Consider the following 21,607-nt stretch of genomic DNA (forward strand, 5'->3'; position numbering starts at 1 on the left):
TCGTTACTTCGTGCTCGGCAGTATCGAGGCCGTCAGGCCGGCGAGCTGACCGCTGAGCCACTGCTGCTGGGACTGCATGGCGGCCATCTGCACCTCAAGGTTCGCCCAGGTCGCCTCGAGGGTCGTGCGGCGCAGCGCGAGGCGGCGGTCCCAGGAGGCGATCTCGTCGTCGACGTTCTTGGCGCTGGCCTCGCGGTTCTTGATGGAGTTGGTCAGGCGGCCGTCGTACTTGTCGGAGAGCGACTCGGCGGCGGTCTGCACGCGTCCGGCGATCGTGGCGAAGACCTCCTGCGCGAAGGTCGGGTCGCCGGCGAGGGCCTTCTCGAACTTCGCGGCGTCGAAGGTCACCGTGCCGTCGCGCGTGATGGTGATGCCCGCCTCGGACGGGGACCGGCCGCCGATCGGTGCTGTGGCGGCGGAGAGCAGCGCCTGCTTGGCGTCGCGGACCACGGCCTCTCCGGTGAGCACGCCCGCGGTGGTCTTGCCGTTCGTGCCGGTGGTGACCTTGGTGCGGGCGTCGATGTAGCTGAAGATGTCGCTCAGCGCGGTGACGAGGTCCTTGGCCGCGGTGGACTTTGCCGCGGTGTCCTCGGAGACGGTGATGGTCACCGGGTCGACGGAGGCTTTCGCGACGGTGACGTCCACGCCGGGCAGGAGGCCGGCGAAGGTGTTGGTCGACGAGGTAATGATTTGCTTGGCGTCGGTGCCCGCCCACAGAGTCACCTGGGCGTCCTTGGCCGTGGTGACGTGAGCGGCACCGGCCTCGGCAAAGACGTCGGTAGCCGTTCCTGCCTGCACCTCGTCCGCCGTCCCCGCGTGAAGGCTGAAGGCGGCCTTTGCACCGGTCTCGGTGCTGCTGACCTGGAGACGGTAGAGCTGTTCGCCGGTATTCGGGTCGGTTCCGGCGGCGACCTTGGCGGCGCGGACGCCGGCGCCGGCGTCGTTGAGCGCCTTGGCGACGTCGTCCAACGAGGTCGAGGCGGCGGTCACCTCGGTGGCGCCGGCCGCGGTGGTGATGGTGAAGGTGGTGCTGGGCGTCGCGCTCATGGCGGCGGTGACGGAGACCTGGGCCTTGGCCACGGAGTCGACGACGAGGTCGAGCGAGCCGGGGGCGGCGCCGGAGCTGGCGGTGGCGCTGACGGCGTCGGACGAGGACGTGACGGTGAACAGGTCGAGCGCGTCGGGGGCGGCCGAGGCCTTCGCCTTGGTGGCGAGGGCGGCGATCTTGGCGTTGAGGTCCTGCAGCGCCTTGATCTCGGTGCGGGTGGCGGAGACCGTGTTCTTCAGGAGCAGCTGAGGGATGGACTCGATCTGCATGAGCTGGTCGACCAGCCCCGCGGTGTCGATGCCGCTGGCGAGTCCGGTGAGCTGGATACCCATGTCAGGGCCCTTCCGTGACGCGTGGTGGAGCGGATACGGGGGTGGAGCGAGGCAACGCCCGGCGGCGCGCCGGTGAGGTCCAGTTCACCGGTGCACCGCCAGGCGCCTGTCTACCTCGGTCAGCCGAGGAGCTGCAGCACGCCCTGCGGGGCCTGGTTGGCCTGGGCGAGCATGGCCGTACCGGCCTGGGAGAGGATGTTCGCGCGGGTGAAGTTCATCATCTCCTTGGCCATGTCGACGTCGCGGATCCGGGACTCGGCGGAGGCCAGGTTCTCGGCGGAGACGTTGATGTTACGCACCGCGTACTCGAGGCGGTTCTGGACCGCACCGAGGTCGGAGCGGGACGTAGAGACCGACTTGATCGCCGCGTCGATGGTGGTGATCGAGCCCTGCGCCGTGGTGGCGTCGGAAACCGAAAGCCCAGTCACGGTGCCGGCGACCGTCTCCAGGTCAGCGCGGCCGACCTCGATCTGGGAGGTGGCCGCAGCGTCGGTGCCGACCTGAATGCTCAGGGGTGTCGTAGAGGCAGCGTTGGTGAGCAGGTCGATGCCGTTGAAGTTCGTGCCCGTGGCGATCCGGCCGAGCTCCTCGCCGAGGGCGGCGAGCTCGTTGTCGATCGCGGCGCGCGAGTCGGCGTTGTTGGTGTCGTTCGCACCCTGAACCGCGAGGTCGCGCATGCGCTGCAGGATGGACTGCGCCTCACCGAGGGCACCCTCGGCGGTCTGGACCAGGCTGATGCCGTCCTGGGCGTTGCGGGCGGCGACGTTGAAGCCGTTGACCTGCGAGCGCAGACCCTCGGCGATGGACAGGCCGGCGGCGTCGTCCGCCGCGCGGTTGATGCGCAGACCGCTGGAGAGCTTCTCCAGGGACTTGCTCTGGCTGTCCTGGGTGATGGACAGGTTGCGGTAGGCGTTGAGGGCGCCGATGTTGGTGTTGACCGAGAAACCCATGATGTCCTCCATGAACTGGGTTGTTCCTTACCTGCCCTTCCTGGGCTGGCAACTGGCACTATCGGCGCCCGGGCGGGGGCCGTTAGGACTTCAGGCGAGAACTTTTTCGACCGGTGCGACCACGGCCTCCGCCTGCCACCGGGCGGCGGCCGCGGCGGCACCCGCGCGCCGGGCGGCCACGGAGGCGACGGCGCCGGCCTCCCGGCCGAGGGCCACCACGGCGTCGACCTGCTCGGTGGCGACCGCGGCGGCGCGGGTGGCGCCGCCCACCGCCCGGGCGGCGAGGGCGGCGAGGTAGTCGTCGCGGCGGCGCCGAGCGACGCGGGAGTGCTGGGGCACCTCGTCGATGACCGTCTCGGCCGCGTAGTGCGACTCGATCCCGTCGCGCAGCAGACGCATGGCCTCTGCGCGCTGCTGGGAGACCGCGGAGTGGGTCAGGCCGAGCTCCGCGGCGATGTCCTTGACGGAGCGGTCCTCGAAGTAGATCTGCGTGACGATGAAGGCCATCCGCTCGGGCAGGCAGGCCACCGCGTGCCGGAGGAAGTGGGTGCGCTCCTCAACCAGGAGGGCGTCCTCGGGCGAGATCTCGTGGGAGGCGAGGACGTCCATGAGGGTGGCGGTGTCCTCACCGCCGCCGTCGAGCGACGTCACGGAACGGTCGGCATCCTCCAGAGTAGAGGCCACCGAGGACCGGTCCACGCCGAGGGTGGCGGCGAGCTCGTCGACGCTGGGCGCGCGGCCGAGGCTGGCGGTCAGCGACTCCCGGACGCCCTGGAGCTCGCGGATGCGGCGGCGGGTGCCGCGGGACGCCCAGTCGGCGGACCGCATGTCGTCCGCCAGGGCGCCGACGATGCGGCGCCGTGCGTACGCGCCGAACGGCACGCCCAGCTCGGGGTCGAAGGCGTCGGCGGCCTGGATCAGCGCGATCGCACCGACGGAGGCCAGATCCTCGCGCGAGAGGTGCGTGGCACGGGAGCAGAGGTCGGAGACGAGGTAGCCGACAAGGGGGAGGTTCTCGAGGACGAGGTCGTTGCGCACAGAGATGCTCACTGACTGGACCCTTCAGGGCTCATGGCCGAACCTGGCGCCTACTCGTGTACTGCACCTCGCGGCCTGAACCAGAGCGTAGGGTATGCCGTCCGAAATTGGAGCAGGGGAAACGGTAAAATCTTTCTGAGATCTGGGTCACGCCGTCCGTAACTTGTCCAGCGAACCGCCCGCGCCCCGTTTGCACCCTACGGACCAATCATTTCGACGCAGGCCTGGAGCGGTTCAGAAGCGGTTCGAATACCGCACCATGACGAGCAAGACGGAGCCTGGCCGGCCCGGCCCAAGCGGAGCTCCACACCCCGGCCGCCATACGAAGACTCCCGCATCAAATAGCTACCGGGAACTTGCCGCACAATGTTTTTCGTTGCTTTACCCGCGGGACATCGACCTGCTGTCAGGGTCGCACTGTCGACTATCGCCGCAACCATTGTTCAGCCCGTGCAGGATCCCTGGGCACCGCCGCCCGCCGCGTCGGCGGCGCACCTGGCCGAGGCCGCACGCAGCCCCGCATATATAAGGCATGCTGTGCCCTCCTAACGCGTAGGCGCCACCGGCCGACAGTGTGCTCTGGAGCCGGTCCGCCCTGGACGCTCCGACGACCGGAAGGACATCTCCCCGTGGGAGCCAACGAACTCTCGACGCTGCTCTGGCGCGAGCGCGACCTCCTCGAGCTGCTGCTCTTCAAGCTCGAGGAGGAGCAGCTGCTCCTGACCGCCGGCCGCACGCGCTGGCTCGGCCATGCCACCCGCGAGGTCGAGCAGGTCCTCGAGAAGCTGCGGGCGGCGAGCCTGAGCCGGACCCTCGAGGCCGGTTCGGTCGCCGCCGACTGGGGCCTGCCGGAGGACGCGACCCTGCGCGAGCTCGCCGCGGGCGCCCCCGCCCTGGGACCGTGGCGCGAGCTGCTGGAGACCCACCTGGCCGCGCTCGTCGCCCTCACCTCGAGCATCCGGCAGGTGCGGGACTCCAACCTGCAGTACCTCAACTCCGCCTCCCGCTCGACGCAGGAGACGCTGGCCGGCCTGGAGCTCAGCGCCGGGATCTACGACGCCCGCGGGGCCAGCAGCCCCGCCGCGGCCGGCGCCAGCACCTTCGACACCACCCTGTGAGGAACCCGTGAGCACCTTCGGCGCACTCAACACCGCCTACACCGGGCTGGTGGCCGCCCAGGCCGGCCTCGAGACCGTGGGCCAGAACGTGGTCAACGCCAACACCGAGGGCTACACCCGCCAGCGGGTGCGCACCTCCGCCACGGTGCCGCTCGCGCAGGTCGGCATGACCAACGGCGCCGCCCGCCCGGGGCAGGGCGTCACGGTCGACGGCGTGGCCCGCCTGGGCGACGCGTTGCTCGACGCCCGCGTGCACACCACCGCCTCCGCCGGCGGCTACACCGCCGTTCGGGCCGACGCACTGGCCTCCCTGGAGACGCTGCTCGCCGAACCGGGGGAGCACGGGCTCGCGGCGAAGATGCAGTCGTTCTGGGCCTCCTGGCAGGACCTGTCCAACCAGCCGGACGAGCTCGCGCCCGCCGGCGTGGTGCTCGAGAACGCCGCCGCCCTGGTCAACGCGCTCGGCGAGAGCTACCGCGCGGTGGACGCCGAGTGGACGCGGACCCGTGAGAACGTCCAGACCTCGGTCGACGGGCTGAACACCGCGGCCGCCCGGGTGGCCAACCTCAACCAGCAGATCCGCTCGGCGATCAACTCCGGCGGGTCCGCCAACGAGCTGATCGACCGGCGCTCCGCCGTCGTCGCCACCATGGCCACCCTCGCCGGCGCCACGGTGCACGACAACGGCGACGGCACCCTCAACGTGCTGCTCGCCGGCAACGCCATCGTCGACGGGACCACCGCGCGCAGCCTTCAGGTCACCGGAGCCGTCGGCCTCGCCGACGCCGCGGCCGCCCCGGTACGGCTGGAGTGGACCCATCGCCCGGGCACCGCCGCCTACCTCGACGGCGGCAAGCTCGCCGGCTCGGTGTCCCTGCTCGCCCCCGCGGACGCCGCGGGCAAGGGCGGCCTGCTCGCCGAGGCCGCCGCGTCCTACGACGCCCTCGCCACCACGCTGGCCCAGCAGGTCAACGCCGTGCACCGCACCGGCACCACGCCGTCGGGCGCAACCGGCACGGACTTCTTCGCCGTCGACGCGGGCGCGCCGCCCGCCCTCGGCCTGCGCGTCGCGGCCGCCGGGCCGGAGGCCGTCGCCACCGGGACCGGCGGGTACGACGGCAGCGTCGCCGACGCAATCTCCCAGATCGGCGTCGCTGCCGACTCCCCGGACAGACTCTGGGCCGGCTTCGTCACACGCACCGCCGTCGCCTCCTCCAGCGCCCGGCAGCAGGCCGCGCTGGCCGACGTCGCCGCCACCTCCGCCGTCGCCGCGCAGCTGTCCAACGCCTCGGTCAGCCTCGACGAGGAGAACATCAACCTGCTCGCCCTCCAGCGGGCCTACCAGGGCGCGGCCCGCGTCCTCACCGCCGTCGACGAGATGCTCGACGTCCTGATCAACCGCACCGGCCGCGTCGGCCTGTGAAGGAGGAACGATGATCACGCGCGTCACCCAGCAGACGCAGGCCCTCAGCGCCCAGCGCAACCTGCAGACCGGTCTGGCCGAGATGGCACGGCTCCAGGAGCAGGCCACCTCGCAGAAGAAGCTGGCCCGGCCCTCCGACGACCCCGTCGCGGCGGCCGATGCCATGCGGGTGCGGGCCGGCGCGGCCGCGGAGAACCAGTACGGCCGCAACATCGACGACGGCAACGGCTGGCTCACCACGATCGACTCGGCGCTGAACAGCTCCCTCAACGTCATGCACCGCGTCCGCGACCTGGTCCTCCAGGGGGCGAGCGAGACGAGCTCACCGGCCTCTCGCGAGGCCCTCGCTCTTGAGATCGAGGAGCTGCGCGAGGAGCTCCTCGGCCGGGCCAACACCAAATACATGGGGCGGACGGTCTTCGCCGGAACCTCCGACGCCGGCGTGGCCTTCACCGAGGACCTCAGTTTCACCGGGGTCGCCGGCTCCTCCGTGCAGCGGCGGCTCGGCCCGGACACCGCCGTGCGGGTCGACGCCGACGGTGCGGCGATCTTCGGCGAGGGCGCGGGCTCGGTCTTCGCCCTCCTCGACACCGTGGTGGCGGACCTGCGCGGCGGCGGCAAGGTGAGCAACAACCTGGACGCGCTCGACGGACGCATGAAGGCGATGGTCGCCGTTCTGGCGGACGTGGGCGCCCGGCACGCTCACATCGAGAAGGCGGACACCGCTCACCGGGAGAAGGTGCTGACGTTGGAGACCCAGCGTTCGCGGATCGAGGATGTGGACATGGCGGAGGCCATCATGGACCTGCAGCTGCAGGAGCTCTCCTACCAGGCGGCACTGGGCGTGACCGCCAAGGTCCTGCAGCCGACGCTCATGGACTTCCTCGCATGAGGGCCGCCCTGAAGTTCGTCGACACCCTCCCGGGGCTCGGGCCGAACCGCGACTTCGTCCTGGAGTCGGTCACGGGGGCCGAGGGGCTGTACCGGCTGACCGCGGAGCGTGACGCCGACGAGCGGCTCTACCTGGTCGACCCGTCGCGCTGCGTCGACGGCTACCACCCGGCCATCCCCGAGGCCGCGCTGGCCCATCTGGCGCTCGGCCCGGACGAGGACCCGCTGGTGCTCGTGGTGGTCAACCCGGCCGACGGCAAGCCGGTCGTGAACCTGCTCGCGCCCATCCTGGTGAACCCGTCCAACGGGGCCGCCGAACAAGTCATCCTCGAGGGCGACGACTGGCCCCTGCGGGCCGCACTGTCCCGGGTGGGACGGAACTAGGAGAGCGCGAACGTGCACGCACCGGGCGCACACGGACGCGAGCGACCCCACCGGGGCATACCCCGAGCGGCCGGAACTACGCCGTCGGCGAGAGGTCCGGCGCCTTCCTGATCCCGAACCGGTGCCGCAGCGCCCGACGTGCCGCGTGCCAGCCGCCCATGCCGTGCACGCCCGGCCCCGGCACCGTCGACTGCGAGCACAAATACACGCCGGGCACGCCGGCGCCCCACACGTCCCAGGCGAGCCGCGGGCGGGCGAACATCTGCCACATCGTCACCGCGCCGGAGGCGATGTCCCCGCCGATGTAGCTGGGGTTGTGCTGGTCCATCTCCGCCGCCGGGACGCACCGGGAGGCGACGACGACGTCGCGGAAGCCGGGCGCGAAGCGCTCGATCTGCGCCGTGAGCGTCTCCGTGACGTCCACCGGCGAGCCGGCCGGCACGTGGGCGTAGGTCCACAGCGGCCGCAGCCCGTTCACCACCCGGCCCGGGTCGAACACGGCGGGGTCCGACAGCAGCGCCATCGGCCGCTCGGCGTGCCGGCCGCGGGCGACCGCGGCCTCCGCCTCCGCCATCTCGGCGCGGGTGCCGCCCACGTGCACGGTGCCGGCCCGCCCCGCCCGCGCGTCGGCCCAGGGCACCGGGCCGGAGAGCACGAAGTCGACCTTCGCCGCGGCGTTGCCGTAGCGGAAGCGCTCGAGCCCGGCCCGCACCGACGGCCGCATCCGCTCGCCCCACACCTGGGCCACGGTGCGCGGGGTGGTGTCGAACAGGTAGGCCCGCGCCCGCGGCAGCTCGCGCCAGTGGGTCACCCGCGTGCTCGTGCGGACCTCGCCGCCGTGCGCGCGCAGGTCGCTCACCAGGGCGTCGACGATGGCCTGGCTGCCGCCGCGCGGCAGCGGCCAGCCGACGGCGTGGGCCAGCGCCCCCAGCATCAGCGACGTGCCCGCGGCAGCCAGCGTGGGCAGAGTGGAGATGGAGTGCGCGGCGACGCCGGAGAGCAGCGCGGGGCCGGCGTCGTCGGAGAACCGGGCGTTCCAGGCCCGGGTGCCCTGCTCGAGCACCGCGGCGCCGAACGCGGCGGCCGCCCGGGCGCCGGAGGGCCGCAGCAGCTCCCGCGGGACGGACCGGTGGTCGCCCAGCACCAGGGCGATGACGGCGGCGGCGTCCTCCACCAGCGGGCCCATGAGCGCGCGCCAGGCCCGCCCGTCGGCGCCGAGACCCTCGGCCGTGCGGGCGAGGTCCCGGTAGGCCAGCGCGGCCGGCCGGCCCTCCAGCGGCTGGGCGTAGGAGACGTCCGGCACGGTCAGGCCGACGCCGCGCGCCTGCAGGTCGAAGGCGCGCAGGAACGGGCTGGCGAGGCCCAGCGGGTGCACCGCGGAGCAGATGTCGTGCACGATCCCGGGCGCGAGGCCCAGGTCGAGGGTGCGGGCCCCGCCGCCGACGGTGGGGCGGGCCTCCAGGACGAGCACGTCGAGGCCGGCGCGGGCGAGCGTCACGGCGCCCGCCAGGCCGTTGGGCCCGGCGCCGACGACGACGGCGTCGTGCACCTCGCGCGCGGCCACCGGGCTACCCGCCGTAGTCCGACCGGAGCACGATCGCGATGTCGGTGGTCTGAGTGGCGCTGGCGCTCTCCACGAGGTTGGAGATGCCGAGCAGGGAGCCGATCTCCTGCGCCGTCGCGGCGAGGTCGGCGTTGTTGTAGTACAGCGTGGTGGTGGCCGGCGCCGCGGAGGCGTAGTCCGCGGCGGTGCCGCCGGAGAAGCCCTCGGAGCTCAGCTCGGCGACGACGTCACCGGCGAGGCCGTTGATGCCCGCGCCGTTGAGGACGGCGATGCCGGCCGTGTAGTCGACCTCGGCCTCTTCTTCCGTCTCCTCCTCGGTCGGCTCGGCGCTCGGCTCGGCCGACGTCTCCTCGGTCGGCGCCGCGGGGGGCTCGGCGGGGGCCTCCGTGGTGGGCTCGGCGGGCGGCGCCGTCGTCTCGGCGGTGGCCACGGGCGGCTCGCTGCCGCCGGTGCCACCCAGCAGCGAGATGGCCCCCCACGCCAGCAGGGGGGCGAGGACGACGACGGCGATGAGCGGCAGCAGCGCGCGCCCGAGGGAGCGCGGGGCCCGGTGCACGCCCTGCGGGCTGCGGTCGCGGCCGGCGCGGTCGAACTCGTCCTCGGGGTAGTCCTCGTGGCTCTGCGTACTCACGGTCTGCAGGCTATCCGTTCCGCCGCGGCTGGACCGACTCCGACCCGGCCGTGCCAGCGGCGTCACGTGCGGCGCCGGGTCAGACGCCGCTGAGGCGGCGGGTGGAGCGCTCGCGCTGGCGGGTGGAGCGCATCCGGCGCAGCCGCTTGACGAGCATGGGGTCGGCGGCGAGCGCCGCCTCGGAGTCGAGCAGCTGGTTGAGCACCTGGTAGTACCGGGTGGCGCTCATGTCGAACAGCTCGCGGATCGCGGTCTCCTTGGCGCCGGCGTACTTCCACCACTGGCGTTCGAAGGCGAGGATCTTGGCCTCGGTCTCGCTCAGGCCGGCGGGAGCGTCGGCGGGCGCGGCGGCCTCGTCGGCGTGCACGTGCGCTGCTGCCATCTCTCCTCCTCGGCGTGCCGCCGGTGCGCGGTCACCGCCCCATGTTAGGCGGCGAACCACAACGGTGTCATTCACCGCGGCGCGCGTCACACGGGTGGGTTCACGCCGCCACACGAGATGGGGCCCGCTCAGGCGGCCGCGCAACCGACGAGCGTGGCCTTCGTGGCGGCCACCAGGGTGAGGATGTCGGACAGCGCCGCGCGCGCCGCGCGGAAGTCGCGCTGGCGCAGCGCCGGCTCCACCTGCGCCGTCAGCTCGGCGAGGGCGGCGGCGCCCACGCTCTCGCTGACGCCGTGCAGGGCGCGCAGCGAGACCAGGGCGCGTACGGCGTCGCGCGCGGCCAGCGCGCTGCGCAGGCGGAACACCCGCCGGTCGAGGAGCTCGATGCAGCGCACGGCGTCGGCCGCGGAGAAACCCTCCGGCAGCTCCGGTGCGTCGGCGGCGCGGGCCGGGGCTGCCCCGTCGGTCGCCGCGGCGTCGGCCACGAGCCTCACGTCACGCGTGCGGAGCGGGGAGGCCTTCATGAGGGCATGGAAGGCGGGGGCGCCGAGCGGCTCGGGCTCGCTCGGGCCCGGCACGTTCGCCGGGTCGACCCGCTGGAACAGCGGCGCCGTCACCTCGCGGCCCATGGGACTCCTTCCGCCCGTTCCGCCCGCGCGCCGACCGCCCGGACGATTGCGATCGAGTGTGGCGCACCGCCCTGCGGTTCCCGCCGCGACCCACCTTCAGGTCACCTCAAGATTTCGCCGCCTGCGCGGCCCGGAGGGCACGCGCCTTGAGGAACCTCCCCCAGTGATGGGGGTGGAACCGGGCAGATCGGACGTCGCCGCGGCCGGCCGCCCGGACGCCGCCCGGACCCCGCCCCGGTCGAGCGCCGGTCCACGGCGCGCCGGTTCGCCCCGCGCCGAGGCCGCGGGTGCGCCGATCCGCCCGGGCGTTACCCTCCCCGGGTGAGCTCCGCCCCCTCCCTCGCCGGTCCGCCGCCCCTCGCCGACGTCGTGGACCCGTCCTGGGCGCGGGCCCTGGCGCCGGTGGAGGAGCAGATCCACGCCATGGGCGCCTTCCTGCGGGAGGAGGTCGCCGCGGGCCACGGGTACCTCCCGGCCGGCACGGACGTGCTGCGCGCCTTCACCTATCCCCTGGAGCAGGTGCGGGTGCTCATCGTGGGACAGGATCCCTACCCGACGCCCGGCCACCCCATGGGGCTGTCCTTCTCCGTCCAGCCCGACGTGCGCCCCATCCCCCGCTCGCTGCAGAACATCTACCGCGAGCTGCGCGACGACCTCGGCCTGCCCACCCCCGAGCACGGCGACCTCACGGCCTGGTCGCGCCACGGCGTGATGCTCCTCAACCGGGTCCTTACCGTGCGCCCCAGCACCCCCGCCTCCCACCGCGGCAGGGGCTGGGAGGCGATCACCGAGCACGCCATCCGGGCACTCGTGGCCCGCGAGGCCCCACTGGTGGCGATCCTCTGGGGGCGCGACGCCGCCACGCTGCGGCCGATGCTCGGCACGACGCCGGTGGTCACCTCCGCGCACCCCAGCCCGCTGTCCGCGTCGCGGGGGTTCTTCGGCTCGCGGCCGTTCTCCCGGGCCAACGCCCTGCTCGCCGAGCAGGGCGCCGACCCAGTGGACTGGGCGCTCGTTTAGCCGCCGAAGGCCTCCCCTATCCTGGCTCTTGACCCTCCGAAAAGCGCGGCTTTGCCGGGAGATCCCACCGGCGCTGCCACGCCGGGGGTCCTGTCGCACGTCCGGGCCGTCAGGGTGCATGATCGAGGTGGCAGCCGTCACACCCCGACGGCGGGACGAGCATCCGACCGAGGAGCGGCACATGGAGTCCAGCGGAGCAACGGCACGGCGACGAGACCTGGTCACCGGGGCACTTCTCTACCGGGGCCTCCTGCAGCCCGAGGGCGTGAACGCCACCGAGCGCGGCGTCGCCCGCGACGTCCTCAGCGGCGGCCGCGCGCGCCAGGCCCCGCGCACGGACCAGGAGCGGTCCCTCAAGGACGCCGAGCTGGTCGGCGCCGGCCCGGACGAGGACGAGCTGATCCACGGCGACTCCGGCCAGGACGACGGCGCCATCGGCTGAGGCCCTGGACGCACGCCCCGCGCGCCGGCAGGTGCGCGGGGCGTCGTCGTGCCTGTGCGCGGGCGTGCTGGAGGACGCCGGGCTCGTGAGCGCCCGCCGGGAGGGCCGCTACACCTACCACCACCTGGACCCGCGACCCCTCGCGGGCCTCACCGCCCGCTGGACGAAGGAGATGACAGACCGATGAGGATCACCACGACGAGCGTGTTCGTCGACGACCAGGACAAGGCGCTCGCCTTTTACACCGACGTCCTCGGCTTCGTGAAGAAGACCGAGATCCCGCTGGGTGAGGGCGCCCGCTGGCTCACCGTCGTCTCACCGTCGGACCCCGACGGCACCGAGCTGGTCCTCGAGCCCTCCGACCACTCCGCCGTAGGCTCCTTCAAGGAGGCGCTGGTCGAGGACGGCATCCCCTTCGCCTCCTTCGGCGTCGACGACGTCGCCGCCGCGCACGAGCGGCTCACCGGGCACGGCGTGCCCTTCACGCAGCCGCCCACGCCGATGGGGCCGGTCACCACCGCGGTGCTGGACGACACCTGCGGGAACCTCATCCAGATCGCGTCGATGGCCTGATCGCGCGAGCCCCCCGCCGCACACGCGGTGTGGAGGGTGACGGCGGGCGCCCGAGACGGACGCGCCCCCTTGGCCGGGGCCCTGGCGGGGGCGACAAGCGTGGGGCAGACGGCCCAGGGACCCGGCTGAGGCTCCCGGATCGGCGACCGATGCAGGTGCCGCGCACGTCGACGCGTTGGAGCCGCCTGTCGGATTCGAACCGACGACCGTCCGCTTACAAGGCGGGTGCTCTACCAGCTGAGCTAAGGCGGCGAGGGCCGGGGAAGAGTCTGCCACGGATGCGGCGGCAGACTCCCCCGGCCCTGCTGACGTGGCCGCAGGCGGCCGGTCAGGCGCCGGCGACGGCCTCGGCCAGCGCCCCCTCCTCCTGCCAGCCAACGAACTCCTCACCGTCGACCAGGACCGTCGGGGTGCCGGTGAAGCCGTCCCGGCCGAACTGCTCGGTGGTGGCCGCCACCCAGTCGGTGAACGTGCCGTCGTCGATGGTGTCCGCGACCTCCCGCGGCACGCCTGCCTCCAGCGCGGCCGCGGCGATGTCCGCGTCGGTGGGCTCCGCGGCGGTCGCACCCTCGGTGGCACCTGCTCCGCGGTAGAGGTCGAAGAGCGCGGCCTGGAGGTCGTTGTAGGCCTCCGGCGCCTTGTCGGCGACGACGGCGGCGGCCTGGGCGGCGCGACCCGAGAAGCCGGAGAAGTCGCCCGTGCGGTCGAGGATGGCCACGGGGTGGTAGACGACGGTGGCGTCGCCGGCGGCGACCATCTCGTCGATGTCGTCGGCGTTGATCTCCTCGAACTGCCCGCAGTAGGAGCAGGTGAAGTCCAGGTAGACGTCGATCACCGGGGCGCCCTCGTTCGCGGTGCCCGCGGTGAGCGAGGACCCCAGCGAGATGCCGCCGTCCAGCGTGGTGTTGGCGGGGACCTCCTCGACGGACTTCAGGGCGCTCTCGCTGCCCTGCCGGACGATGGCGAACAGGGCGGCGGCCATGACGGCGATGAGCACGACGACGCCGACGACGATCAGTCGGCGGTTGCGCTTCTCGCGTCTGAGCTGCGCCTCGCGCAGCTGGCGGGCCTGCTCGCGCGCGGCCTCGCGGCGCTCGGCCTTGGTCATGTTGCTGGTGGTCATGGATGTCTCTCGTTCTCTTCTCGGTGCGGGCTGGCTCTCGCCGGGCGTGTGGTCCGCGCCGGCGGCAGGGCCGCTCAGGCGTGGACGCCGAGAAGGACGGGAGGACCGCGCCGGTGCGGGCGGCGCAGCTCGGCGGCGCCCGTGGGACGCGCGGGCGGCACGGGCGCGACGGCGAGGCGGGGCCGGGCGGGCAGGGTGCGCGAGACGCCGGGCAGGACCGCGTGCACGAGGCGGCGGGCCGCCGCGACGACGACCGCGCGCAGCGCGCCCAGGGCGCCGGCCGCCCCGGTGGCCAGCGCGAGATGGGCGAGCAGCGCGGGGACGGCGACGGCGACGACGACCGTCAGCGCCTGCCCGGCGGTGGCGCCCACGGCCAGGGTGCCGAACGGGCACGCCTCGTCCGGGGCCAGCAGCGCCAGGCGCAGCCCGGCGTCCGCCCAGCCGCCCGCGACCGGCACGCAGTGGACCGTCGCGGTGCCGCTGAGCACCGCGAGCAGCATGGGCACGCAGACGGCGGCGAGCAGGGCGAGGCCCGGCTGCCACCATCCGATCCTGCGCACCTGGCCAGGCTATGGCCGGGGCAGATCGGGCGTGCAGGACCCAGGTCCTGGGTGCGGCGTGAGAAGCGGCACCCGCGTGGCTGCCCGCGCGGGCACCCCTGGCCGTGGGCGCAGGGCTACGGCAGTGTGGCCGCGGGCGTCTGCGGGACGGTTGGCGGCGGGCTAGGGCAAGAGGGCGGCGGGGTCGGGCAAAGGCGCCCAGCTGGGCACCGGCGGGCTCCCGAGCAGCGTCTGCGCGGCCACGACCGCCACCACCGCGAGGAGCAGCACGACGAGCAGCGTGCGGAACCCGCGGGTGGGCGTCAGCACGTCGATCATCGCTCGCGCGCCGTCGCGCGAGGCGCGCGAGGTCGGCAGCAGCCACGCCACCAGGAGCGCCGCCGCACCCGCCACCCACAGCACGACGGGCTCGGTGAGCCGCGGGTCGGCGGCCGCAGTCGCGGCCCACCAGGCCGCCGCGCCCGCCAGCGCGCCGGCGATCGCACCGGGCAACGCGCCGAGGACGCCGCGCAGCAGGTGCCAGGGCAGCCCGGCGAGCATGCGGGCGTCGTCCCCCTTGCGCACCCCGCGGCGCAGGCGGGAGGCACGGCGGGCCCGGCCCGCCCAGCCGACGGTGGCCGTCAGGACCAGCAGGCCGGCGACGGCCAGGACGAAGACCCCCGGCAGGGCGGCGGCGATGGCGGTGACGGCGAGCCCCACGGTGGCCACCACGAGCGTGCGCCGCCGGGCGGGCCGCGCCCAGGCCGGGGGCCGGTCGTACGGGTCGTAGGGGTAGCCCGGCTGGCCCGGCTCGCCGGGGTAGGGCTGGCCGGGATGACCGCCGTACGCGCCGGGCGGCGTGTAGGGGTCCGGGTGGGCGGGCGTCCGACCGTGCGGGGTGGGGGCGAGGTCCCGGCCGGCCGGCGGGTAGGACACCGGCGGGAGCGCTCGGGTGCCCTCCACCGGCAGCGCCCGGGTCGCGGGCTCGTGCGGCACCACCCGGGTGGCCGGCTCGGCCGCACCGCGCGGATCGGCGGGCAGGGCGCGGGTGGCCGGTCCACCGCCCCGCTGGGCCCGGGTGCCCGAGTTGTAGGTGTCGTCCCGCGCGGGCGGGACGGCGTGCGTGACGGGGTCGTGGGCCGCGTCGGGCGCGTGCGGGAGGCCGCGCGTCATCGGGCCGTGGGCGGCGCCGTCGCCGACGGTGCGGGCGTCGTCGGCCGCGGACCCGGCGACGACGGGCCGGGTCCCGTCCGCACCGGCGGCGGCGCGCGTGCCGTCGGTGAACGGCGCGGTGGCGGCGGTGGCGCCCGCGCCGGCCTCGCGCTCGCCGGCCTCGCGCTCGCCGGGTCCGCCCTGGCTGCTCGCCGCAGACGCCGCAGCCGCGGCGGACGCGGTCAGCACCTGGGTGAGCTTCGCGTCGCCCCACTGCCCGTCGAGCACCGCGAGGACGCCCTCGGGGTCGAGCCGGTTGCCCGGGCCCGGCTCCAGCGCGGCGGACAGGGCGCGCGCGACCACCGGGTCGAGGCCGTCGGTGTCCACCTGGCCGGTGGCCACCCGCGCCAGGACCGCCGCGGTCGGGCCGCGGCCGAACGGCGGCCGGCCGGTGGCGGCGAAGACCAGCACCGCGGCCCAGCTCCACCAGTCGCACACCGGGGACGGCTCCGCGCCGGCGATGACGTCCGGGTCGAGGTAGCCGGGCGTGCCGGTGACCAGGCCGGTCTGGGTGAGCCGGGCGTCGTCGGCCACCTGGGCGATGCCGAAGTCGATGACCACCGGGCCGTGCTCGCTCATCATCACGTTGCCGGGCTTGAGGTCTCGGTGGATCACCCCGACGGCGTGGATCGCCCGCAGCGCGTCGGCGAGGCTGTGGGCGAGGGTGGAGAGCTCCTGCGGCGAGAAGGGGCCGTCCGCGGCGACGTCCTCCTCCAGGGTCGGCCCCTCGATGAGCTCGGTGACCACGAACGCCTCGGCGTCCTCCACCTCGGCGTCCAGCACCCGGGCCACCCCGGCGTCCTTGACCCGGTGCAGCAGCGCGACCTCGCGGGCCAGGCGCCGCCTCGCCTGCGGGTCGGAGCCGATGTGCGGGTGCAGCAGCTTCAGCGCCACGCGGCGCCCGTCGGCGTCCACCGCCTCGAAGACCGCGCCCATGCCGCCGGAGCCGAGGCGGCGCAGCAGGCGGTACCCGCCCACCTCGCGCTGCTCGCCGCCGGCCGTCATGGCGACCAACCTACCCAGCGCCGCCGGGAGCGGAACCCCGTGCCCCGCGGCGACTCGAGCCCCGCGAGGACGTAGACCTCGAGGCGGCGTCGCACGCCAGGGGCGGCGCCAGTTCCAAGGCGGCTCGGCGCCGGGACGACGGCGGCCTGAGGACGGGCGACCAGGCCGCCACCCGACCAGCATCGCTACCGGGGCGTGAGACCGCCCTCACGTCGCCGGGCGTCCCGCGCGGCCCGCCGGTAGCGTGGCGGCAGAACCCAGAAGGAGCTGATCCCCGCCATGCCCGCCGGAGAACACGAGTTCGTCGTCGTAGCCAACCGCCTGCCCGTGGACATCACCGTCGAGTCCGACGGCTCCCTCACCTGGCAGCGCTCCCCCGGCGGCCTCGTGACGGCGCTCGCCCCGATCATGCAGAAGAACGCCGGCGCGTGGGTCGGCTGGTCCGGCACCGCCGGCTTCGAGCACGAGCCGTTCGACGGCGAGGGCATGCGGCTGTGGCCGGTCACGCTCAGCGAGCGCGAGGTGGCCGACTACTACGAGGGCTTCTCCAACGGCACGCTGTGGCCGCTGTACCACGACGTCATCGTGGCGCCGGAGTTCCACCGCAACTGGTGGAACACCTACGTCTCGGTCAACCGCAGGTTCGCCTCCGCCGCCGCCGAGGCCGTGGCCCCGGGCGGCACCGTGTGGGTGCACGACTACCAGCTGCAGCTGGTGCCGGCGGTGCTGCGGCTGCTGCGGCCGGACGTCAAGATCGGCTTCTTCAACCACATCCCCTTCCCGCCGGTGGAGATCTTCACCCAGCTGCCCTGGCGGCGGCAGGTGGTGGACGGCCTGCTCGGCGCCGACCTGGTCGGCTTTCAGCGGCCCGGGGACGCCGCGAACTTCCTGCGCGCGGTGCGCCGCCTGACGGACCTGCAGGTGCGCGGCCCGCAGGTGACCATGCCCGGCCGCTGGTCGCGGCCGGACCGCGTGGTGCGCGCCCAGGCCTTCCCGATCTCCATCGACGCCGCCTCCTTCGACGAGCTGGCCCGCACCCCCAAGGTGCTGGCCCGCGCCAAGGAGATCCGCAAGGAGCTCGGCAGCCCCGAGACCCTGCTGCTCGGCGTGGACCGGCTCGACTACACCAAGGGGATCCGCCACCGGCTCAAGGCCTTCGGCGAGCTGCTGGAGGACGGCCAGCTGCGCGTGCCGGAGGCCTGCATGGTGCAGGTGGCCAGCCCCTCCCGCGAGCGGGTGGAGCAGTACCAGACCCTGCGCGACGAGGTCGAGGTCACCGTCGGGCGCATCAACGGCGACTTCGGCACCCTGGGCCACGCCGCCGTGCACTACATGCACCACTCCTACCCCATGGAGGAGATGGCGGCCCTGTACCGCGCCTCGGACGTCATGCTCGTGACCTCCCTGCGCGACGGGATGAACCTGGTCGCCAAGGAGTACGTCGCCGCCCGCTCCGACCTGGGCGGCGCCCTGGTGCTCAGCGAGTTCACCGGGGCGGCCGACGAGCTGACCCAGGCGCTGCAGATCAACCCGCACGACATCGACGGCACCAAGGCCACGATCATGCGGGCGATCGGCATGGACCCGCGCGAGGGCCGCCGCCGGATGCGCAGCATGCGCCGGCGCGTCCTCGAGCACGACGTCCAGCGCTGGGCGGACGACTTCCTCGGCTACCTCGCCATGTCCGTGCCGAGCCAGCTGGAGAACGCATGAGCACCGACCGCCCGTCGGACGCCGCCCCCCGCGGCGGCCAGGACGACAGCCCGGCCGCCCGCGACGAGGGCGTGCCCGGCCCCGGCGTGGCCGCGCCGCTGTTCACCGCCCACCTGCAGGAGGGGCTGGACTCCGCGCTGCGTGAGCTCGCCGCCGCCCCCACGATCCTGGTGGGCCTGGACTTCGACGGGGTGCTCGCCCCGATCGTGCTCGACCCGGCCACCTCGCGGATGCTGCCCGAGTCCGCCGGCGCGGTCGCGGACCTGGCCGGGATGCCGGGCGTGGAGGTCGCCGTCGTCTCGGGCCGCGAGGCCAACGACCTGGTCGCGCTCGCCCAGGTGCCGGTGGGCACCCGGGTGGTGGGCAGCCACGGCGCCCAGTGGGGCACCGTGGTGCTCTCCCCCGCCGGCGAGCTGGTGCTGGAGGCGGACCCGGTCGAGCTGACGCCCGAGCAGGAGGCGCTGCGCGCGGAGCTGGTGCGCGAGACCGAGGCGATCGCCGCCGGCGTGCCCGGCGCGTGGGTGCAGGTCAAGCCCGCCGCCGCCGTCCTGCACACCCGCCGCGCCGCGCGCGACGACGCCGCCCGCCTCACCCGGGCGGCCCTCGACGGCCCGGCCGCCCGGAGCGGCGTCCAGACCGTCGTGGGCAAGGAGGTCGTCGAGATGGCGGTGCTCGACGTGACCAAGGGCGACGCCCTGGTGCGGCTGCGCTCCGCCGTCGGTGCCGACGCCGTGCTCTACGCCGGCGACGACACCACCGACGAGGACGCCTTCGCCGTCCTCCTCGGTGACGGGGACGTGAGCATCAAGGTCGGCGACGGCGAGACGGGGGCGGCGTACCGGGTCGCCGACCCGGAGGAGTTCTCGGCGGTGCTGCTGCGCCTGGTGGAGCTGCGGGAAGACACGCCCCTGTAACACTTCTGTGCCACCATGAGTCCTGGCAGGTCGCGGCACGTGCCGCGGCGCTGCTGTGTCAGTGCGGACACGACCTGACACCTTCACGACGGATCGTCCGGCACGTACCTGCCGGTGAAGGAGTGTGTATCACCATGGCCTCAGTCACCTTCGACAAAGCCACGAGGGTCTATCCCGGGTCGGAGCGTCCCGCGGTGGACGCCCTCGACCTGGAGGTCGCCGACGGCGAGTTCCTCGTTCTCGTCGGCCCCTCGGGTTGCGGGAAGTCCACGTCCCTGCGGATGCTCGCCGGGCTCGAGGACGTCAACTCCGGGCGGATCTACATCGGTGACCGCGACGTCACCGACGTCCAGCCCAAGGACCGTGACATCGCCATGGTCTTCCAGAACTACGCGCTCTACCCGCACATGTCCGTGGCCGACAACATGGGCTTCGCCCTGAAGATCGCGGGGACCCCCAAGTCCGAGATCGAGCAGCGGGTCAAGGAGGCCGCCAAGATCCTGGACCTGACGGAGTACCTGGGCCGCAAGCCCAAGGCTCTCTCCGGCGGTCAGCGCCAGCGCGTGGCGATGGGCCGGGCAATCGTGCGCCAGCCGCGGGTGTTCCTCATGGACGAGCCGCTGTCGAACCTCGACGCCAAGCTGCGCGTGCAGACCCGCACCCAGATCGCCTCCCTGCAGCGCCGCCTCGGGGTGACCACCGTGTACGTCACGCACGACCAGACCGAGGCGCTGACCATGGGCGACCGCATCGCGGTCCTCAAGGACGGCCTGCTCCAGCAGGTCGGCACGCCGCGGGAGATGTACGACACCCCGGCGAACGTGTTCGTGGCGGGCTTCATCGGCTCCCCCGCGATGAACCTCGGCGACTTCCACGTCGAGAACGGCGAGGCCGTCCTGGGCGAGGCCAAGGTGCCGCTGACCCGCACCACCATCACTGCGATGACCGCCGCGGACAACGGCCGGGTGATCCTGGGCTTCCGCCCGGAGTCCCTCGACCGGGTGCCCACGGCCGGCCCGGGCACCATCCCGGTGCTGGTCAACGTGGTCGAGGAGCTCGGCTCCGACGCCTTCGTCTACGGCGAGCTCGCCGGCTCGCGCGAGCTCAAGGAGCACCTCGGCTCCGGCGAGGACGCCAGCCAGGTGATCGTGCGCGTCGACCCGCGGGACACCCCGATGAAGGGCGACACCATCCACGTGCGCATCCGCGAGGGTGAGCAGCACGTGTTCTCCTCCGCGACCGGCGAGCGCCTGCCGCAGTAGCTCGCGAGCGACGGCCGACGACGGCGGGGCGGGAGCAGATCCCGCCCCGCCGTCGCGCCGTCACCGCCTCTCGCGGTGAATCGGACGAAGTTCACACAATTACGACGACCGGCATGTTTCCGGCCCGTGGACCACCTGAGAGAATGGCCCCCATGGCAAAGCAGCTGCAGATCACCGCCGCCACGGTGGACCCCGCGCTGCTGGACCTGCCCTGGGAGGTCCCGCTCGAGGAGTGGCCGACGGAGGTCCTCGCCGCGCTCCCCCGGGGCATCTCCCGGCACGTGGTCCGCTTCGTCAAGCTCTCCGGCCGCGTCATCGCCGTGAAGGAGATCGGCGAGACGGTCGCCTACCACGAGTACGAGCTGCTGCGCTCCCTGCGCACCCTGGAGGCGCCCGCCGTCCAGCCGCTCGCCGTCATCACCGGGCGCACCGGCCGCGACGGCGAGGAGCTCAACTCCGCCCTGGTGACCGAGCACCTGCAGTACTCCCTGCCCTACCGGGCGCTGTTCAGCCAGTACATGCGCCCGGAGACCGCGGACCGGCTCATCGACGCCCTGGCCGTGCTGCTGGTCCGGCTGCACCTGGAGGGCTTCTACTGGGGCGACGTCTCCCTGTCGAACACCCTCTTCCGCCGTGACGCCGGCGCCTTCGCGGCCTACCTGGTCGACGCCGAGACCGGCGAGCTGCACTCCTCGCTCACCCCGGGCCAGCGCAGCTACGACGTGGACCTCGCCCGCACCAACACCATCGGCGAGCTCATGGACCTCCAGGCCGGCGAGGTGCTGAGCGAGGACGTGGACGTCATCGAGGTGGGCAACCAGATCGTGGAGCGCTACGAATCGCTGTGGTCCGAGCTCACGCGGGAGGAGTCCTTCGAGTCCGGGGAGCGCTGGCGGGTGGCCGAGCGCATCAACAGGCTCAACGCCCTGGGCTACGACGTCGGCGAGCTGTCGATCACCACCGACGTCGGCGGCACCACGGTGAGCCTTCAGCCCAAGGTGGTCGACGCCGGCCACTTCCACCGCCAGATCATGCGGCTGACCGGCCTGGACGTGCAGGAGAACCAGGCCCGCCGGATGCTCAACGACCTCGACGCGTACCGCGCGGTGACCGACCGGCAGAACGACGACCTGACCCTCGTGGCGCACGACTGGCTGGACGAGGTGTTCAACCCCACCGTGCGGGCGGTGCCGCGCGAGCTGCGCAAGAAGCTCGAGCCGGCGGAGATCTTCCACGAGGTGCTCGAGCACCGCTGGTTCATCTCCCAGCAGCAGAAGCGGGACGTCCCGATGGCCGAGGCGGTGCGGTCCTACACCGAGAACGTGCTGCGCCACCGGCCGGACGAGCGGGCGTTCCTGCACCACGGCGGCCTCGCCGACGTCCCCGCGGACGAGCCGGCCGGCGCCTGAACCAC

General features: G+C 73.6%; 21 protein-coding genes and 1 tRNA gene. 11 read left to right on the forward strand and 11 right to left on the reverse strand.

What is annotated here, in order from left to right:
- Window positions 1-3: 3 nt before the first annotated feature.
- The 3 genes from fliD to ACF0H8_RS20515 all read right to left on the reverse strand — a co-directional run bounded on the left by fliD (window position 4) and on the right by ACF0H8_RS20515 (window position 3,380).
- A complete protein-coding gene (gene fliD / locus ACF0H8_RS20505; RefSeq protein ID WP_395290690.1) occupies window positions 4-1,380 on the reverse strand; it encodes a flagellar filament capping protein FliD in 1,377 nt (458 codons plus the stop codon).
- Window positions 1,381-1,499: 119 nt separating this feature from the next.
- The gene (locus tag ACF0H8_RS20510) at window positions 1,500-2,330 is read right to left on the reverse strand and encodes a flagellin (protein WP_395290942.1); all 831 of its coding nucleotides are present in this window, start codon (window positions 2,328-2,330) and stop codon (window positions 1,500-1,502) included.
- 90 nt (window positions 2,331-2,420) lie between these two features.
- The gene (locus ACF0H8_RS20515) at window positions 2,421-3,380 is read right to left on the reverse strand and encodes a sigma-70 family RNA polymerase sigma factor (protein ID WP_395290691.1); all 960 of its coding nucleotides are present in this window, start codon (window positions 3,378-3,380) and stop codon (window positions 2,421-2,423) included.
- A gap of 617 nt (window positions 3,381-3,997) precedes the next feature.
- On the opposite strand from ACF0H8_RS20515, the gene flgN reads away from it, so the two are divergent.
- Genes flgN through ACF0H8_RS20535 form a run of 4 tightly spaced genes read left to right on the forward strand, consistent with a single transcriptional unit; the run spans window position 3,998 to window position 7,184 of the window.
- Window positions 3,998-4,486: a flagellar export chaperone FlgN gene (gene flgN / locus ACF0H8_RS20520; protein ID WP_395290692.1), complete on the forward strand. Its 489-nt coding sequence runs from the start codon at window positions 3,998-4,000 to the stop codon at window positions 4,484-4,486.
- 7 nt (window positions 4,487-4,493) lie between these two features.
- Window positions 4,494-5,909, forward strand: coding sequence for a flagellar hook-associated protein FlgK (flgK, locus tag ACF0H8_RS20525; RefSeq protein WP_395290693.1), 1,416 nt, complete (start codon window positions 4,494-4,496; stop codon window positions 5,907-5,909).
- Between the two features lie 10 nt (window positions 5,910-5,919).
- The gene (gene flgL, locus ACF0H8_RS20530; RefSeq protein WP_395290694.1) at window positions 5,920-6,801 is read left to right on the forward strand and encodes a flagellar hook-associated protein FlgL; all 882 of its coding nucleotides are present in this window, start codon (window positions 5,920-5,922) and stop codon (window positions 6,799-6,801) included.
- A complete protein-coding gene (locus tag ACF0H8_RS20535) occupies window positions 6,798-7,184 on the forward strand; it encodes a flagellar assembly protein FliW (RefSeq protein WP_395290695.1) in 387 nt (128 codons plus the stop codon). Before flgL ends, ACF0H8_RS20535 begins: the two co-directional genes overlap by 4 nt.
- 76 nt (window positions 7,185-7,260) lie before the next feature.
- Here the strand turns inward: ACF0H8_RS20535 and ACF0H8_RS20540 are convergent, their stop codons facing one another.
- From ACF0H8_RS20540 to ACF0H8_RS20555, 4 genes are all read right to left on the reverse strand, one after another.
- Complete coding sequence (locus tag ACF0H8_RS20540) at window positions 7,261-8,748, reverse strand: phytoene desaturase family protein (RefSeq protein ID WP_395290696.1); 1,488 nt, start codon at window positions 8,746-8,748, stop codon at window positions 7,261-7,263.
- Between the two features lie 4 nt (window positions 8,749-8,752).
- Window positions 8,753-9,379, reverse strand: coding sequence for a LytR C-terminal domain-containing protein (locus tag ACF0H8_RS20545; RefSeq protein WP_395290697.1), 627 nt, complete (start codon window positions 9,377-9,379; stop codon window positions 8,753-8,755).
- A 79-nt stretch (window positions 9,380-9,458) separates the two neighbouring features.
- Window positions 9,459-9,761 (reverse strand): DUF3263 domain-containing protein, encoded by a 303-nt coding sequence (locus ACF0H8_RS20550; protein WP_395290698.1) that lies wholly within the window; start codon window positions 9,759-9,761, stop codon window positions 9,459-9,461.
- A gap of 128 nt (window positions 9,762-9,889) precedes the next feature.
- Window positions 9,890-10,390 carry a hypothetical protein gene (locus tag ACF0H8_RS20555; protein ID WP_395290699.1) on the reverse strand — a complete coding sequence of 167 codons (501 nt, stop codon included), beginning with the start codon at window positions 10,388-10,390 and terminating at the stop codon, window positions 9,890-9,892.
- Between the two features lie 321 nt (window positions 10,391-10,711).
- On the opposite strand from ACF0H8_RS20555, the gene ACF0H8_RS20560 reads away from it, so the two are divergent.
- The 3 genes from ACF0H8_RS20560 to ACF0H8_RS20570 all read left to right on the forward strand — a co-directional run bounded on the left by ACF0H8_RS20560 (window position 10,712) and on the right by ACF0H8_RS20570 (window position 12,425).
- On the forward strand, window positions 10,712-11,410 hold the full coding sequence (locus ACF0H8_RS20560) for a uracil-DNA glycosylase (RefSeq protein WP_395290700.1): 699 nt from the start codon (window positions 10,712-10,714) through the stop codon (window positions 11,408-11,410).
- A 181-nt stretch (window positions 11,411-11,591) separates the two neighbouring features.
- A complete protein-coding gene (locus tag ACF0H8_RS20565) occupies window positions 11,592-11,852 on the forward strand; it encodes a hypothetical protein (RefSeq protein ID WP_395290701.1) in 261 nt (86 codons plus the stop codon).
- Window positions 11,853-12,035: 183 nt separating this feature from the next.
- On the forward strand, window positions 12,036-12,425 hold the full coding sequence (locus ACF0H8_RS20570; protein ID WP_395290702.1) for a VOC family protein: 390 nt from the start codon (window positions 12,036-12,038) through the stop codon (window positions 12,423-12,425).
- Between the two features lie 176 nt (window positions 12,426-12,601).
- Here the strand turns inward: ACF0H8_RS20570 and ACF0H8_RS20575 are convergent.
- The 4 genes from ACF0H8_RS20575 to ACF0H8_RS20590 all read right to left on the reverse strand — a co-directional run bounded on the left by ACF0H8_RS20575 (window position 12,602) and on the right by ACF0H8_RS20590 (window position 16,304).
- A tRNA-Thr gene (locus ACF0H8_RS20575) sits at window positions 12,602-12,677 on the reverse strand.
- Between the two features lie 76 nt (window positions 12,678-12,753).
- Window positions 12,754-13,548: a DsbA family protein gene (locus ACF0H8_RS20580; RefSeq protein ID WP_395290703.1), complete on the reverse strand. Its 795-nt coding sequence runs from the start codon at window positions 13,546-13,548 to the stop codon at window positions 12,754-12,756.
- A gap of 74 nt (window positions 13,549-13,622) precedes the next feature.
- Complete coding sequence (locus ACF0H8_RS20585) at window positions 13,623-14,108, reverse strand: hypothetical protein (protein ID WP_395290704.1); 486 nt, start codon at window positions 14,106-14,108, stop codon at window positions 13,623-13,625.
- A gap of 162 nt (window positions 14,109-14,270) precedes the next feature.
- Window positions 14,271-16,304, reverse strand: a complete 2,034-nt coding sequence (locus tag ACF0H8_RS20590; protein WP_395290705.1) for a protein kinase — start codon at window positions 16,302-16,304, stop codon at window positions 14,271-14,273.
- A gap of 279 nt (window positions 16,305-16,583) precedes the next feature.
- Between ACF0H8_RS20590 and ACF0H8_RS20595 the strand changes: the two genes are divergently transcribed.
- The 4 genes from ACF0H8_RS20595 to ACF0H8_RS20610 all read left to right on the forward strand — a co-directional run bounded on the left by ACF0H8_RS20595 (window position 16,584) and on the right by ACF0H8_RS20610 (window position 21,602).
- On the forward strand, window positions 16,584-18,017 hold the full coding sequence (locus ACF0H8_RS20595) for a trehalose-6-phosphate synthase (RefSeq protein ID WP_395290706.1): 1,434 nt from the start codon (window positions 16,584-16,586) through the stop codon (window positions 18,015-18,017).
- Window positions 18,014-18,931 carry a trehalose-phosphatase gene (gene otsB / locus ACF0H8_RS20600; protein WP_395290707.1) on the forward strand — a complete coding sequence of 306 codons (918 nt, stop codon included), beginning with the start codon at window positions 18,014-18,016 and terminating at the stop codon, window positions 18,929-18,931. Before ACF0H8_RS20595 ends, otsB begins: the two co-directional genes overlap by 4 nt.
- Before the next feature lie 134 nt (window positions 18,932-19,065).
- Window positions 19,066-20,193, forward strand: a complete 1,128-nt coding sequence (locus ACF0H8_RS20605) for an ABC transporter ATP-binding protein (protein ID WP_395290708.1) — start codon at window positions 19,066-19,068, stop codon at window positions 20,191-20,193.
- 152 nt (window positions 20,194-20,345) lie between these two features.
- On the forward strand, window positions 20,346-21,602 hold the full coding sequence (locus ACF0H8_RS20610) for a DUF4032 domain-containing protein (protein ID WP_395290709.1): 1,257 nt from the start codon (window positions 20,346-20,348) through the stop codon (window positions 21,600-21,602).
- Window positions 21,603-21,607 lie beyond the last annotated feature (5 nt).

This window comes from Georgenia sp. AZ-5 (genome assembly GCF_043952095.1).
GTDB lineage: Bacteria > Actinomycetota > Actinomycetes > Actinomycetales > Actinomycetaceae > Georgenia.

Bases quoted from the DNA above. Each gene is read 5' to 3' on its own strand.
- ACF0H8_RS20510 (WP_395290942.1), bottom strand. From the start codon at position 2,330: ATGGGTTTCTCGGTCAACACCAACATCGGCGCCCTCAACGCCTACCGC.
- ACF0H8_RS20550 (WP_395290698.1), bottom strand. From the start codon at position 9,761: ATGGCAGCAGCGCACGTGCACGCCGACGAGGCCGCCGCGCCCGCCGAC.
- ACF0H8_RS20605 (WP_395290708.1), top strand. From the start codon at position 19,066: ATGGCCTCAGTCACCTTCGACAAAGCCACGAGGGTCTATCCCGGGTCG.
- ACF0H8_RS20590 (WP_395290705.1), bottom strand. From the start codon at position 16,304: ATGACGGCCGGCGGCGAGCAGCGCGAGGTGGGCGGGTACCGCCTGCTG.
- ACF0H8_RS20565 (WP_395290701.1), top strand. From the start codon at position 11,592: ATGGAGTCCAGCGGAGCAACGGCACGGCGACGAGACCTGGTCACCGGG.
- ACF0H8_RS20610 (WP_395290709.1), top strand. From the start codon at position 20,346: ATGGCAAAGCAGCTGCAGATCACCGCCGCCACGGTGGACCCCGCGCTG.
- ACF0H8_RS20570 (WP_395290702.1), top strand. From the start codon at position 12,036: ATGAGGATCACCACGACGAGCGTGTTCGTCGACGACCAGGACAAGGCG.
- ACF0H8_RS20595 (WP_395290706.1), top strand. From the start codon at position 16,584: ATGCCCGCCGGAGAACACGAGTTCGTCGTCGTAGCCAACCGCCTGCCC.
- fliD (WP_395290690.1), bottom strand. From the start codon at position 1,380: ATGGGTATCCAGCTCACCGGACTCGCCAGCGGCATCGACACCGCGGGG.
- ACF0H8_RS20580 (WP_395290703.1), bottom strand. From the start codon at position 13,548: ATGACCACCAGCAACATGACCAAGGCCGAGCGCCGCGAGGCCGCGCGC.
- ACF0H8_RS20535 (WP_395290695.1), top strand. From the start codon at position 6,798: ATGAGGGCCGCCCTGAAGTTCGTCGACACCCTCCCGGGGCTCGGGCCG.
- otsB (WP_395290707.1), top strand. From the start codon at position 18,014: ATGAGCACCGACCGCCCGTCGGACGCCGCCCCCCGCGGCGGCCAGGAC.
- flgL (WP_395290694.1), top strand. From the start codon at position 5,920: ATGATCACGCGCGTCACCCAGCAGACGCAGGCCCTCAGCGCCCAGCGC.
- ACF0H8_RS20555 (WP_395290699.1), bottom strand. From the start codon at position 10,390: ATGGGCCGCGAGGTGACGGCGCCGCTGTTCCAGCGGGTCGACCCGGCG.